Origin of the sequence: Xenorhabdus aichiensis (assembly GCF_028598775.1) — a bacterium.
In the GTDB taxonomy this organism is placed as follows: Bacteria; Pseudomonadota; Gammaproteobacteria; order Enterobacterales; family Enterobacteriaceae; genus Xenorhabdus; species Xenorhabdus bovienii.
In genome coordinates, this window is record NZ_JAQRFO010000069.1 from 1 (window position 1) to 13039 (window position 13039).

Here is a 13039-nt window from a genome sequence, read left to right on the forward strand (position 1 = left end):
GGACGCATCGGAAAATTACCTGATAACTCACATCTACCGGTACACACCTTCTGGGATATCGGCGTGGGTGACTCTACGGCGATCTGGTTCGTGCGTGAAGTGGGCGAAGAGTTTCACGTCATCGATCACTACTCTAACAGTGGCGAAGGTTTGCGGCACTACATGAAAGTGTTGAAGGACAGGGGTTACACCTACGCAAGTCACAATGGCCCTCATGACATAGATAATCGTGAATTTGGTTCAGACGCGAAATCACGTCGTGAACTGGCACGAGAGGGCTACATGATTGATGGTGAAGTCTACTCTATGCGGTTTATTGTCGTGCCTAAATTGTCGATCGATGAGGGTATTGAGGCCGTGCGTGAAATTTTGCCTAGCTGCGTATTTGATGAAGAGAAGTGCAGCGAGGGTATCTCTCATCTGGAAAGCTATCGCAAAGAATGGGACGACAAGCGGGGCTGCTGGAAAGATAAACCGCTCCACGATTATACGTCTCATGATTCTGATGGGTTCAGGTATTTTGCGGTGAGCAGAAGGAATATCAGGCGGTTCACCAAGAAAATCAACTTCAACTGGAACTGACATGAATACAAACGTTGATTACAAGCATCCGGCGTACAACGAATTTCTGCCAGAGTGGAACATGATCGGCGATTGTGTTGATGGCGAAAGGGTGGTCAAAAGCCGGAAAGAAAAATATTTACCCCACCCAGCGGATAAGAAAGAGAAAGACGATCCACACAATGAGCGATATAAACGCTATTTACTTCGGGCGTCATTCATTAACGCCACAGGACGGACATTGCTAGGGTTGTTAGGTATTGCCTTTAATAAACCCGTCAAAATTGATATTGCTGGTGGTGTTGAGTATTTGGAAGCGGATATAGACGGCGAAGGCCAACCACTAACCCAAATGATACGCGATTCACTTTCTCAAGTGTTGCAGCGTGGACGTGCGGGTTTGTTGACTGACTTCTCAGGTGCGGGTATTCAATCAGAGGCTGAAAAAGGCCGTCCGTACATCCGGTTATTTACGGCAAAGCAAATCATCAACTGGCGTGTAACGAACGGTAAAACGTCATTAGTGGTTGTTCATTTTCAAGAGCCAAAAGAGTCCGATAATTTTGAGTTGCAGATGATTGATTGTTGGATTGAGTTGCGACTGATTGATGGTGAGGCCTATTCGCGCAACTGGTATCAGGACGGTAACTTAATTGCCGACGATTGGGTTGAATTGACAGACGCCAGTGGTAAACCGTTGCCTGAGCTGCCGTGGTCATGGATTGGCTCAATGAATAATGACCACACGCCGGATGCGCCACCGTTAGCTGACATTGCTTATGTGAATATTAAACACTATCAGGCTGAGGCTGACATCGCGGAATCAGCGCACACAGTCGGGCAGCCGATGGTTGCGTTAACAGGTCTCAATGATGAGTGGGCGGATAAGTATTTCTCTGATGGATTTACCGTTGGCTCGCGCAGTGGTGTTCTTCTGCCTCAAAATGGCGATATGAAATTTGCACAGCCGGAAGAACGCAATATTCAGATAACTGTAGCGGAACGACGGGAAAAGCAAATGGCAATGCTGGGCGCAAAACTGGTAGAACGCGGTACATCAGCACGAACAGCAACACAGGCACAAAACGAGGCGCAAACAGATAACTCTATCTTGTCATTGTGTGCCGGTAACATAGAGCAGGCATTTAACCGAGCATTGCAATTCTGCATCCAGTTTGCAGGTGCAGGTGAAGCGACAATTGAGCTGAATAAAACGTATGACATTGCACAACTTGATTCTGCGTCTATTTCGGTTCTGTTATCCGCTGTCCAATCGGGTGAGATGCGCAAAGTCGATTTCATTCGATATTTGCAAAGCATCAATATTGTTCCTCAAGATGAGCGACCAGAGGACATTGAAGATCAGTTAAGAAACAAAGAACCTGAAATGCTGGAGTGATAAATGAAATCCATCAATGAAATGATAATGGATGAGTTGATTGCTCACGCCTTATTTTCCGGCCGGTATGGCGCCGGAGTTGCCCGTAAAATGGTGAAGGCGCTGAATGCATTTGATGCTGAACTCACAGCTTCCTTAATTGTCGCGCTGGATGATGCAAGCATTGATACTGACAGTTTCACAGCGAGGCGTTTAGAGTCATTGCTTTATAGCGCCAGAATGATAAACAAAAATGCGGTTGAAAGTGCATTTTCTGTGTTGTCCCGTGAAATGTTAGAGCATGTCCGCTATGAGATTGGCTACTATCCGTCACTGTTTGACTCCCTATTGCCTGATGTCATTCTAAGACAATACCCGCTGGTGGGTGTTACAGAAGAAATGTTGTATTCATCGGTGATGGCGCGTCCGTTTCAAGGAAAATTGCTATCAGAGTGGGCTGACGGTCTGGAAAAAGACCGCATGGCTCGTATTAGTAATACGGCTCGCAATGGTTATCTGAATGGTGACAGTGCGGTTGAGATAGGGCGAAAAATCAGAGGCCACGCCAATCAAGGCTATAAAGATGGCGCTTTGCAAATGAGTCGAGCTAATGCGACCACTATCGCTAAAACAGCCGTCAGTCATTTACAAGCAGTAGCGAGAGATCAATTCGCAGAAGCCAATAAAGATATTCTTGATTGTAAACGCTGGGTGTCAACGCTGGATAACAAAACGTCCAATGACTGCATTATCCGTGATGGGCTTAAGTACACTCTGAGCGGCAAACCTATTGGCCACAAAGTCCCTTACCTGCAAGGCCCCGGTAAAATTCATTTTAATTGTCGCTCAATGGAAACGCTGGTGGTGAAATCATGGCGTGAACTCGGTGTTGATATTGATGAAATGGGTGACGGCACACGAGCTTCGATGGATGGTCAGGTGCCAGAGAATACAACCTTCATTGAGTGGATACAGAAACAATCAGAGTGGAGACAGAAGCAAGTGTTTGGCGAAACGCGTTTCCGGCTGATGAAAGAAGGTGGCATGCACCCCTCGCAATTCTACACAGATAAAGGTGAGTTTATTTCACTGGATAAACTCAAGCAGATTGACGAACAAGCATTTAGAGAGGCTGGTTATGAATAATCAGCATCACACCGAATAGACCCGCCAACTGAGCGGGTTTTTTATTATCTGTAGTCAGTGACTACACCATCAAAACCCGAGGTTTACGATGTTTAAATTTGCATTAACGAAAGAAGAATTTGACGCACTGACTGATGAACAGAAAGCCATGTACAAAGAAAACAACGGCAAGTATCAATTGCAGATTGAAGGGATGCCAGAAATTCCCGATGTTTCCGGTCTGCAAAGGAAAGTCGATGAATTGCTTTCTGAGAAGAAGTCAGAACAAGAGAAGCGCCGTCAAGCGGAAGAAGCAGCAAAAAAAGCCGCCGAAGAACAAGCCCGTAAAAACGGGGATATTGAATCGCTGGAAAAAAGCTGGTCTGAAAAGCTCACTGCCCGTGAAAAAGAGCTGCTAACCCAACTCGAAGATAAAGACAGCAATCTGCGCACGCTGCTGGTGGATAACGTGGCTCAGTCTCTGGCAACTAAATTGGCTGGCGATAGCGCACAGTTGCTTATGCCGCATATCAAATCACGGCTAATCGTTGAAGAAGGCAAGACGCGCGTCATAGATGCAGAAGGTAAGCCGTCAGCATTAACCATCGACGATTTGGAAAAAGAATTCCGTAGCAACAAGTTATTTGCGCCTGTTGTTATCGGTAGCAAGGCGACTGGAACTGCCGGAGACGGTCAGTCACGCTCCACGGTCACCAGAAGCGGCGGTAAAACTTGGTACGATTATACGGAAGCAGAGCGCATCCGTTTATTTGATGAAGATCCTGAGGAATTTAAACGCCTCCAAAAAACTCAGTAATGTAAGGAAAAGATATAATGGCAACAACCCGTTTATCCGACATTTTTCGTGGTGATTATTATCAAGCAATCGCACCACTGAATAGCCCAGAAAAGACCGCCGTATTTGAGTCAGGCATTATCACTCGTCTGCCTCAGTTAGACACCATCGCATCTGATAGTCAGGGTACGGCAACGATTAACTACTGGAATGACTTAGACGCGAACGAAGCGCCTAATGCGACCTCAGATGATCCTGACCAAATTGGTCAGGTAGGGAAAGCCTCTCAATCCAGCCTGAAATCTCGCGTACTGTTCCTGAACAAGGGCTATGGCGTTGCTGATTTGGCGGCAGAATTAGCAAACAGTGAACCGATGGCTCATATCCGTAACCGCTTTGGCACTTACTGGACTCGTCAGTGGCAGCGCTACCTGATCGGTACGGCGCGCGGGGTTATTGGCAGCAACATTGCGAAAAATGATAGCGACATGGTGATTCAAGGTGGAGATGAAATCTCGGCTAATAATCTGATTGATGCCGCGTTTACCGCAGGTGATGCAGCCGACACATTCAGCGCGATTGGTGTCCACTCTGTCGTTATGAAACAGATGGCGACTAAGAACCTGATTGAAACCATCCGTGACTCCGAGGGGCGCGTTATCCTGCAAACCTATCTGGGCAAGCCTCTTTTTATGGATGACAGCCTGAAATATGAAGATGGACGTTATCTCACTGTTTTCTTTGGTGGCGGCGCATTTGGGTATGGCAGCGGGAACCCTCACACACCAGTTGAACTGGATCGCAAAGCCTCTGGTGGTAACGGTGGGGGTGCTGAGGTGCTGTGGGAGCGTAAGACATTCATCCTACAACCTGCGGGATTTAGCTGGTTGGGAGAAGAAGATCCAAACAAAACGCCCTCAACAACGGACATTGCCCAAGCGGGTAATTGGGTACGGAAATTTGACCGCAAAAACGTCCCGTTTGCCGCAGTGTTGAGTGGTAAGGCTGTCTCTGGCAGCAAAGGAACAGGGGGCAGTAAATAATCAATAGGGGCTTCATGCCCCTTTCTTTTTGAGGTGAGCATGATTGATTCAGATAAAAACTCGCCAGCGTTCAATAGCTACGCCAGTATTGACGATTTAAAACGGTTTTCTTCTCAGCGTGGTTATTCCCTGCCTGATGGTGATCTGTCATTTCTTTTGTTTCAGGCTATGGACTATTTGTCCACTAAGCAATGGAAAGGGAGAAAGTCGGACAAAGAGCAACCGCTAGCCTTCCCGAGAAAAGGGATTTATGTCGATGGTGAGTTAGTACCGGATCAGGTTATCCCCAAACCGATAATTCAGGCACAGTGCCGACTGGCTGTTGATTCATTGGAGTATGACCTGACCCCCACAGTCGGTGGTGAAGTGGTGTCTGAGGCTGTTAGTGGCGCAGTATCGGTTACATACACAGAAGGAACTAACTCAGGTGTACCGAATATGGCTTGGTTTAACTCTCTATTGCGCGGTTTTCTGTCTGGTGGTGGTGCAACATTTAAAGTATTTAGGGGGTAGCGATGGCGAAATTCTATCCACGAATGCAAAAAACATCCGAGCGGTTACTCAAAAAGTACGGTGCTAAATTTCAGGTTAAACGGGATGGCAAGCATTGGGTTGATGATGAAGGTCAAGAACGTCATGAGCCGGGGAAGCAGTTCGGAAGCATTGGAGTAAAAACCAAGTATAACCCTAACGAAATAGACGGCTCGTTAATACTGTCAACGGATATCAAGATGGTATTTTCGCCTGATTCGGCAATAGAGAAAGGTGATCAGGTATTGGTTGATGATGTCTGGCTGAGGGTTATTGAGCCTAACCCGATATCGCCCGCCGACATTGTGTTGTGTTATCAGTCTCAGTTGAGGGGCTAATATGGCAGATCCGTTTATGGCATCCATTGATGCGTTTGTTAATAAAGCCAAAGGCAATATTGAAATAGCATCAAGGGGAGTGTTTACCAAAATATTGTCACGATTAGTCATTATGTCCCCCGTTGGTAACCCTGAATTGTGGAAGGTTAACAAAACAGCAAGTGAATACAATCAGGCGGTTCATGATTGGAATGATCAGCAACGGTTAGACCCCAATAATCTGACTCCAAAAAAGCGTCAGTTAAAAAAACGCGCTCGCGTGCATGACTCTATGGATATCAAAGCACCATCAGGATACACAGGCGGTCGATTCCGGGGTAATTGGCAAGTAACCTTTGATGAAGTTCCTTCCGAAGAGACAGGACGCATTGATAAAAGCGGCAATATGACTAAATCGGTCGGTGATTTGGTCATTGGGCAATTCAGGGTTGGGGTGAAAGCGGTCTATTTCTCAAACGTAGTGCCTTATGCCTATCGCCTTGAAATGGGACATTCGAAACAAGCACCAAGTGGGATGGTCGCTGTGACAGCGCAAGAATTTCAGAAGTTCTTTGGCGAGGCTGCTGTGGAGACAGGATCATGAATCAATCAACGATAAATGAGACCATTCGTTCTCACATTGCTAAGTTTGCCAGGCAAGAAGGACTGAAAGTAGCGTGGCCTAACATGCCATTCAATGACATCAATGATCCGTACCTCCAACTGCACATTATGCCTGCGACGACACAAAACATTGGGTTGTCGTTGGATATGCCTGTCTTCCGTGGTGTGATTCAGGTGAATGTAGTGGGGAAGTCCGGCTCGGGTGACTCAACTTTGACGGGTATTGCTGACCGAGTAACTGAATCCCTACAGAACGGCTTGTCATTAACCGACAATTTATATCTCAACGATGAGCCGAATATCTTTCCTGCCATACAGGATGGTGCAAATTACACCATTCCCATACGAACATCCTATCAATGTGACGCAGTTCGATAATACTACCGCCCATGTTGGCGGTTTTTTTATGCATAAAAGAGGTTAATGATGGCCTATAACATTCCTAACGGTTCCCGTGTTCATATTGCAAGTAAATATGGGGATGAAGTTAAGTTCCTCGCCGCTGCTAACGCCGAAGAGGTTGTGCTGACGGTTGAGGCTGCTGCTGGCATTTCCAAGGGTGATATTGTTCATGTCAGTTCTGGCTGGAAAAAAGCATCCGGTGCATATCGCGTAAAAGCAGTGACTGAAAAAAGCATCACCCTTGAAGGTCTTGATACTACGGATAAGAACACCTTTCCTGCTGGTGGCGGCGCTGGCTCATTGAAAAAAGTGCTTTCTTGGGAAGTCATGCCACAAGTCATGACAATTTCCACAGAAGGTGGCGAGCAGCAAACGCAAGAAGTCCAGTTCTTGGAAGATGAGCAAGCGGAGACTATCGACACCTACAAGAACGGTGTTGTTCAGGTTTACACATTCGCACATGATGCCAAGCAGTCTATTCGTAAACTGCTCATGAAGCTGGATGACAGCAAGCAAATTACCGCCATTCGCTTCTATAACAAACGTGCAGCAGAAGACCGTTATTACACCGCTTCCGTGTCGTTCCAGCGTGTACCCAATACGGCAATGAACGAAGTGGAGAACGTCACTGCTCGCTTATCTCTTAAATCTGACATGCAGATTTATACCAACGCAGAATAATAACAGCCCCACTGGGGCTTTCTTTTGAGGATTTTTTACATGGCTAAGTTTACGCTCGTGCCTAACCCTAAGTTCAAAGCAGACGTTCAGATCCCCGTGGCGGGGCAAGAAAAACCGGAAGTCGTTACTTTCACATTCCATCACAAGCCCATCAGTGAGCTGGATAAAATGCGGGAAATGCCAGCCCAGGAATTCTTTGAGCAAATTGTTGCTGGCTGGGCGATAGAGGAACCCTACAACTCTGAGAACTTAAAGCTATTGTTGGATAACTATCCGTCAGCGACAACAGCAATCACGACCACCTACTACAATGAGCTGTTGGGTAACCGCGAAAAAAACTGATAGCGGTCGCTGAGGCATTATATGGAGGAATGAACGCAAAAGATGCCGCTGACTTTGAGCGAGCCTTTGGCTTCCTCCCGGAGGAATGCGATGTTGAGGTGTGGCCTGATATATGGGATTCGTATCTGACTTTCAGTGCAATGCGTACACAGTGGCGTGTTGGCATGAACGGTGCCACGGGTCTGGACTACTCCCCGCTTATTCAGGTCATGGATTATCTCAACATCAAAGACAGAGCGACCGTATTTAACGATATTCGGGTGATGGAAGCTAAATCGCTCGAAGTTATGCACAAGAAGTGAGGAAGTAACGCAGTGAAAAAGTTACTCAAAGGATATCCATTCATGCGTGTGCCTCTTTTCGAGTCTGGCGATATTGTGTTTTGCCACTCTTGGCAGCAATGGGAAGTATTACATGCACGTCTGGATATTTACAGCGGTGAAGAGGGATCGAACGGTATGAGTCGTACCGTGAGTAGTGAAAGTGGTGTTCTACATATCATTGGCGTGTTCAATGACAAAAACTCGACATTAGCTCATGAATGCGCCCATGTTGCTTTCGATATCTGTCATCGTGTTGGTGTGAATGTGAGTACAGGTGAGGCAAATGAGACATTTTGCTACCTGATAAGCAGATTGGTTGAGTTTTGCGAGAAGTATAGGCAAGCGCAGACTGGTGAGTATGCAGCGATGAAATGACACGGATTCATGCTTAACTTCGGGTTACGGATGGCTAAAAGCTGACACATTTTAATCGTCAACAGAACAATAGCAATATAGCCAATGCTATTGAACCTTAGGTTCAAGTAGACTAATATCACCTCAAGGAATATTTATCAATGAGCTAAATATTGAATCTTTTGGTGAGGAGTCGGTATGCCGTTACATCTTGAAAATATAGATAAAGTTGCTGCTGATTTCAGTCACCTGAATGAGTCTGAGCGCAATCGTGCTCTATATGATGTTCTTAATCCATTGGCTAACGAGATAGTAAAGGACGTTGACGAACTGATTCTACCTCCGGGATATCGACTAATTCGGGTTGATAACAGGTTAACATTAGGTAGGACTCATTTTGAATTGGCTTTGCTATGCGATATCACTAATGAAGTGGTTTATTATAATAAAGTGATAATAACCAATGATGTAGAGCTAAATTGCAGACCCGTATCACAAGTATTGATTTGGCGCACGAAAAAACCTAAGCACAACGCTGCGCTAACTGGCTTAGCTTCAAAAATATTCTTCCATTACCTGATTAAAAGCTATGACGTTGTAGCTTCTGATGTAAATCAAACAACTGAGGGTATGTCATTCTGGCAAGCTAGAATGTACGAAGCATTACAATATAGATTGTATGTCTACGGCTACGACGTAATGAGTGGTGAAGTTAGACAAATATCTAATGAAGATGAAGTAGGTTACTATCAGTCTTGGTTATGGGGTAATGTAGAACATTACATGAATAGGCTAGCCATAATATCGAGAATAGCTCTCCCGAACAAATAACTAACCCGCCACTCGCGGGTTTTTCACATCCAATGCCGCTTCGTGCGGTTTTTTAATTATTAAATCAAGGCAAGGAAATTTGGATGAAAATAGTACCAATAATTACTTTGGTCGGTTTTATGTATGTTATGCCATCGTTTGCTGATGATTGCATTGGCTATGGAAGCTATCAGACATGCACTAAATCGGGCAAAAATGCACAAGGAGATGATGTTATTGAATCATATGATTCAGAAGGTAACTCATATTCTATAACATCAGGATCAAGGGATTATGGTGACGGTTCATCAGAGGTATTTTCTGTTGATAGCGAGGGAAACGAATTTTTAATTAAAAGCTGGTGTGATGATTCAGGTTGTCATAGTAGAGATGGCGAAGGTAACACTTGTACCGTAACCATTTCTGGTGAAATGATTGGTTGTTGAGAATAAGAAAATGATAAAAAAATTAATTGTAGCAGTGATTATTATTTTTGTTGCACTTTCAATATTTGCATATAACAAAATAACTATCTTTGCTGTTCAGCCAATAGGTGCTTTACCTGAAGGCGCGACAGTTGTTATGTGGAAGAAAGGTAACATGCGCTTTTTTGAAAGCCCAGACGGGATGTGTTTACAAAGTACGGGTGGCGTGAGCTTATTTTGTAGATTGGCGGCTTTAGGCAACGGTATTGATAAAGATAACGTTATTTTTAGATTGCCGTACATAGAATATGTATATCTTCAATCAACGGACGGCAGAAAATTTGGGGGTTGAGGCGTTAGAGTAGCCCCCAAGAAACATCATCAATTACCAACCTCCTTCGGGAGGTTTTTTTATACCCGAAGGAAAGAGAAATGACTGATGTAGCAACTATCTCATTAAAGGTTAACACCTCTGACCTTGAGAGGGGTGAGCAGAAATTAAACTCATTTAAAGATGCTGCTGATAAGGCCAGTAGTTCCACCAATAAATTTACCAGCCAATCAGAAAATCAAGCAGCGGCTTCTGCTGCAATGGCTAAAGAAATTGATAGGGTACACAGAAGTATTGCTGAGTTGGCAGCAAAGGAACAAAGAGCGACGGCTACTTCAAGAACCCTTGCCGCAGAGCAAGATAAAGTAGCGGAGGCATTTTTTAAACAGATTGATGCCATTAAACGCAATGCCACTGCGACAGAACAGCTAACCAAGATTCAGGCAGAAGCCAGAAAAGCCAGACAGTCAGAGAAATTAGATCTCGAATCTTATCGAAGCATTCTGTCTGACATTATTGGCAAAAAGAAACAGATGGCAGAAGCCGATGCGAAACAAGCCGCCTCGGGTCAGGCGTTTCTTGCCAGATTAAAAGATCAGCTCGCGACACAGAATCTCAGTCGTAATGAATTATTGAAGTACAGGGCTGCGCAATTAGGCGTTAGTTCAGCGGCAGATATTTACATCAACAAGCTAAAAGAAACGAGTAAGGAAACTGGCAACTTAAGCGGCAAAAATAAGTCGGCTATTAATGGGTTTAAAAATATTGCAAGTGTAATAGGTATGGGCGGGTTATTGCGTGGTGGAGTGATTGGTGCAGTAATCACAGGAATGCGCACTGCCATTAAAATTGCTTATGAAGCAGAAAAGGAATTCACTCAATTCAATAAGCAGCTCATTCTGACAGGAAATTATGCCAATAAAACCGCCGGGCAACTCAACGAAATGGCTCGTGTTATGGCAGGGAGTGGCATTACTCGGTCTGAAATGGCTGCGTCTATTGCGAGTGTAGTCGGTACAGGGTTATTCAGAGATAACGAAATATCTCGCGTCGCTAAAGCAGCGGCGCAGATGAATTACATTACTGGTCAGGCGGTTGATACGACAATAAATCAATTTAAACGGTTACAGGATGAGCCGTTACAAATGTCATTGGAACTGGAAAAGGCTAATCACCATCTTACCGCTGCACAGTTAGAGCAAATCCGCACCTTGGAACTGCAAGGCAATAAAACGCAAGCGGCTAGAGTAGCCATCGATGCGTATGCGCAGTCTATCAACGATGGTGCAAACGATATAGCTAAAAATCTGGGGTATCTTGAATCTGCATGGCTGGGAGTGCAAAACGCAGCTAAATGGGCTTGGGATGCAATGCTCAATAAAGGCAGAAAAAACACGCTAGATGAACAAATACGCGAAAAAGAAGAGTTACTTAAAAACCTTAGTAATTTATTCATCACTCCAAAGTACAGGATTGACGGACTTAAAACTGAGATAGAGGCTCTCAAAGAAGAAAAGTTTCAAATTGATATCAAAAATGCACGGGAGCAGTCTAAAAAGAACGCCGAGCAGATAGAGATTGAAAATTTTAAGATTCGCCAATATTACCATGATAAATATGCAAGTCGGGAAACTAGGCGTAACGAGGAACTGGCAAAACTGGAAGCCAGAAAATACGCACTAACTAAGGAGCAGTACGAAGAAGCTAAGAAGCAGATCAACTATGTGCATCGTGACCGCAAAATGCCCGGTACTGGGAGGAAAACTCCTAAAGAGCCTAAATTTAAAGTTGATGCAGGGACTCGTGCTGATGAAACTGCAAATCAAGCGTTATTATCTTTACAATCACAGCTAAGAGTCCTTAAAGAGCATAAGACAGTCAGTGACGTGATTAGCTCTGAGCGTAAAAAGTTGTGGGATATGGAATCCAAGATTGCCATTCTGGAAGAGGCTCAAGGCAAACGTAAATTGACAGAGGGAGAAAAGTCACTTCTCCTGCAAAAAGACACTATTCTTGAATCTCAGCGTGCTTTAGCAATAGTCGGCGATGAAGTTGAATTGCAAAAGAAAAAAAACGCAGAATTGGATAAGCAACATAAGCGAATTGAAGAAATTAATGCACGAACAAGAGCTATGATTGAGAGTGCTGGTAAATCTGATCGAGTCTATCAGCAGGAAATAGCTTTAGAGAAAGCCAAAACGCCAGAAGAAAAAGATGCGTTAACGAAGCATTTCGAAAAAGAAGAGGCGTTGAGAGGCAACTGGGAAAAAGGCATTCAAAAAGGTTTTGCTGAGTTCCAAGATCAAGCCACCAACACCTACGGCAATGTTGCACAAATCTCCCAAGCAGCCTTTGCGGGTATGAGTAATAGCTTGTCTGATTTTCTTCTCACTGGTAAGGCTAACTTTGGTGACTTCACCAAATCCATACTTGGAATGATCACCAAAATGCTCATGCAAATGGCTATGCTGCAAGCCATGAAAGCGGCATTTGGTGGTACTTCATTCGGAGCAGCTCTTGGATTTGCTGGAGGAGGTTACACCGGAAATGGTGGCAAATACGAGCCTAAAGGTGTGGTTCATGGTGGTGAGTTCGTGTTCACCAAAGAGTCAACTCAGCGTTTAGGTGTCGATAACCTCTATCGGCTAATGGATAGCGCCAAACGTGGCTATGCTTCCGGTGGTCATGTTGGTGGCTCTCAGCCAATGACAGTAAATACTCCGACACCAAGGATGTACGGGATGCAACCTGCGCCCGCTGGTGGAGTTCAGGTCAATCTTGGCGGCATTCATGTAGAAAATCAGCAACAGCAATCTACCGCTTCAAATATCGATGCACGGGCAGCAGAGCTATCACTGACGAAGAAAATAAGGTTAGTGTTAGTTCAAGAAAGCCGTGATGGTGGTGATTTGTATAAGATCATTAGAGCGGTTAGTGGTAGACGGTAGAAATTATTAATCAATAGCCACCAAATTTCGGTGGCTTATTTTTTTAGG

At 44.8% G+C, this 13039-nt stretch carries 16 protein-coding genes and 1 pseudogene; all 17 read left to right on the top strand.

What is annotated here, in order from left to right:
- Nucleotides 1-582 (top strand): annotated as a pseudogene (locus PSI22_RS19750) (terminase); the annotation flags it as partial.
- A gap of 1 nt (nt 583) precedes the next feature.
- On the top strand, nt 584-1960 hold the full coding sequence (locus tag PSI22_RS19755) for a DUF4055 domain-containing protein (RefSeq protein WP_273581223.1): 1377 nt from the start codon (nt 584-586) through the stop codon (nt 1958-1960).
- Between the two features lie 3 nt (nt 1961-1963).
- On the top strand, nt 1964-3085 hold the full coding sequence (locus PSI22_RS19760; protein WP_273581224.1) for a phage minor head protein: 1122 nt from the start codon (nt 1964-1966) through the stop codon (nt 3083-3085).
- Nucleotides 3086-3173: 88 nt separating this feature from the next.
- Nucleotides 3174-3881 (top strand): hypothetical protein, encoded by a 708-nt coding sequence (locus tag PSI22_RS19765; protein ID WP_273581225.1) that lies wholly within the window; start codon nt 3174-3176, stop codon nt 3879-3881.
- Between the two features lie 17 nt (nt 3882-3898).
- Nucleotides 3899-4903 carry a phage coat protein gene (locus PSI22_RS19770; RefSeq protein WP_273581226.1) on the top strand — a complete coding sequence of 335 codons (1005 nt, stop codon included), beginning with the start codon at nt 3899-3901 and terminating at the stop codon, nt 4901-4903.
- 39 nt (nt 4904-4942) lie between these two features.
- Nucleotides 4943-5416 (top strand): DnaT-like ssDNA-binding protein, encoded by a 474-nt coding sequence (locus PSI22_RS19775; protein WP_273581227.1) that lies wholly within the window; start codon nt 4943-4945, stop codon nt 5414-5416.
- Nucleotides 5417-5418: 2 nt separating this feature from the next.
- Nucleotides 5419-5772, top strand: a complete 354-nt coding sequence (locus PSI22_RS19780; RefSeq protein ID WP_273581228.1) for a hypothetical protein — start codon at nt 5419-5421, stop codon at nt 5770-5772.
- Nucleotide 5773: 1 nt separating this feature from the next.
- Nucleotides 5774-6355 carry a hypothetical protein gene (locus tag PSI22_RS19785; RefSeq protein WP_273581229.1) on the top strand — a complete coding sequence of 194 codons (582 nt, stop codon included), beginning with the start codon at nt 5774-5776 and terminating at the stop codon, nt 6353-6355.
- Nucleotides 6352-6753: a phage tail terminator-like protein gene (locus PSI22_RS19790; protein ID WP_273581230.1), complete on the top strand. Its 402-nt coding sequence runs from the start codon at nt 6352-6354 to the stop codon at nt 6751-6753. The genes PSI22_RS19785 and PSI22_RS19790 overlap by 4 nt, the downstream gene beginning before the upstream one ends.
- Before the next feature lie 48 nt (nt 6754-6801).
- Complete coding sequence (locus tag PSI22_RS19795; RefSeq protein ID WP_273581231.1) at nt 6802-7458, top strand: phage tail protein; 657 nt, start codon at nt 6802-6804, stop codon at nt 7456-7458.
- A 39-nt stretch (nt 7459-7497) separates the two neighbouring features.
- Nucleotides 7498-7800, top strand: a complete 303-nt coding sequence (locus PSI22_RS19800) for a phage tail assembly chaperone (protein WP_273581232.1) — start codon at nt 7498-7500, stop codon at nt 7798-7800.
- A 29-nt stretch (nt 7801-7829) separates the two neighbouring features.
- Entirely contained in the window at nt 7830-8102 is a 273-nt protein-coding gene (locus tag PSI22_RS19805) for a DUF1799 domain-containing protein (protein WP_273581233.1), read from the top strand.
- Between the two features lie 12 nt (nt 8103-8114).
- Nucleotides 8115-8498 carry a hypothetical protein gene (locus PSI22_RS19810; RefSeq protein ID WP_273581234.1) on the top strand — a complete coding sequence of 128 codons (384 nt, stop codon included), beginning with the start codon at nt 8115-8117 and terminating at the stop codon, nt 8496-8498.
- A 177-nt stretch (nt 8499-8675) separates the two neighbouring features.
- A complete protein-coding gene (locus PSI22_RS19815) occupies nt 8676-9308 on the top strand; it encodes a hypothetical protein (protein ID WP_273581235.1) in 633 nt (210 codons plus the stop codon).
- 83 nt (nt 9309-9391) lie between these two features.
- The gene (locus PSI22_RS19820; RefSeq protein ID WP_273581236.1) at nt 9392-9733 is read left to right on the top strand and encodes a hypothetical protein; all 342 of its coding nucleotides are present in this window, start codon (nt 9392-9394) and stop codon (nt 9731-9733) included.
- A 10-nt stretch (nt 9734-9743) separates the two neighbouring features.
- Nucleotides 9744-10064: a hypothetical protein gene (locus PSI22_RS19825; protein WP_038256422.1), complete on the top strand. Its 321-nt coding sequence runs from the start codon at nt 9744-9746 to the stop codon at nt 10062-10064.
- Between the two features lie 80 nt (nt 10065-10144).
- Complete coding sequence (locus PSI22_RS19830) at nt 10145-12991, top strand: phage tail tape measure protein (protein ID WP_273581237.1); 2847 nt, start codon at nt 10145-10147, stop codon at nt 12989-12991.
- The last annotated feature ends 48 nt before the right edge of the window (nt 12992-13039 follow it).

Coding starts and splice junctions, on each gene's coding strand:
- PSI22_RS19755 (WP_273581223.1), top strand. CDS start 584: ATGAATACAAACGTTGATTACAAGCATCCGGCGTACAACGAATTTCTG.
- PSI22_RS19760 (WP_273581224.1), top strand. CDS start 1,964: ATGAAATCCATCAATGAAATGATAATGGATGAGTTGATTGCTCACGCC.
- PSI22_RS19765 (WP_273581225.1), top strand. CDS start 3,174: ATGTTTAAATTTGCATTAACGAAAGAAGAATTTGACGCACTGACTGAT.
- PSI22_RS19770 (WP_273581226.1), top strand. CDS start 3,899: ATGGCAACAACCCGTTTATCCGACATTTTTCGTGGTGATTATTATCAA.
- PSI22_RS19775 (WP_273581227.1), top strand. CDS start 4,943: ATGATTGATTCAGATAAAAACTCGCCAGCGTTCAATAGCTACGCCAGT.
- PSI22_RS19780 (WP_273581228.1), top strand. CDS start 5,419: ATGGCGAAATTCTATCCACGAATGCAAAAAACATCCGAGCGGTTACTC.
- PSI22_RS19785 (WP_273581229.1), top strand. CDS start 5,774: ATGGCAGATCCGTTTATGGCATCCATTGATGCGTTTGTTAATAAAGCC.
- PSI22_RS19790 (WP_273581230.1), top strand. CDS start 6,352: ATGAATCAATCAACGATAAATGAGACCATTCGTTCTCACATTGCTAAG.
- PSI22_RS19795 (WP_273581231.1), top strand. CDS start 6,802: ATGGCCTATAACATTCCTAACGGTTCCCGTGTTCATATTGCAAGTAAA.
- PSI22_RS19800 (WP_273581232.1), top strand. CDS start 7,498: ATGGCTAAGTTTACGCTCGTGCCTAACCCTAAGTTCAAAGCAGACGTT.
- PSI22_RS19805 (WP_273581233.1), top strand. CDS start 7,830: ATGAACGCAAAAGATGCCGCTGACTTTGAGCGAGCCTTTGGCTTCCTC.
- PSI22_RS19815 (WP_273581235.1), top strand. CDS start 8,676: ATGCCGTTACATCTTGAAAATATAGATAAAGTTGCTGCTGATTTCAGT.
- PSI22_RS19820 (WP_273581236.1), top strand. CDS start 9,392: ATGAAAATAGTACCAATAATTACTTTGGTCGGTTTTATGTATGTTATG.
- PSI22_RS19825 (WP_038256422.1), top strand. CDS start 9,744: ATGATAAAAAAATTAATTGTAGCAGTGATTATTATTTTTGTTGCACTT.
- PSI22_RS19830 (WP_273581237.1), top strand. CDS start 10,145: ATGACTGATGTAGCAACTATCTCATTAAAGGTTAACACCTCTGACCTT.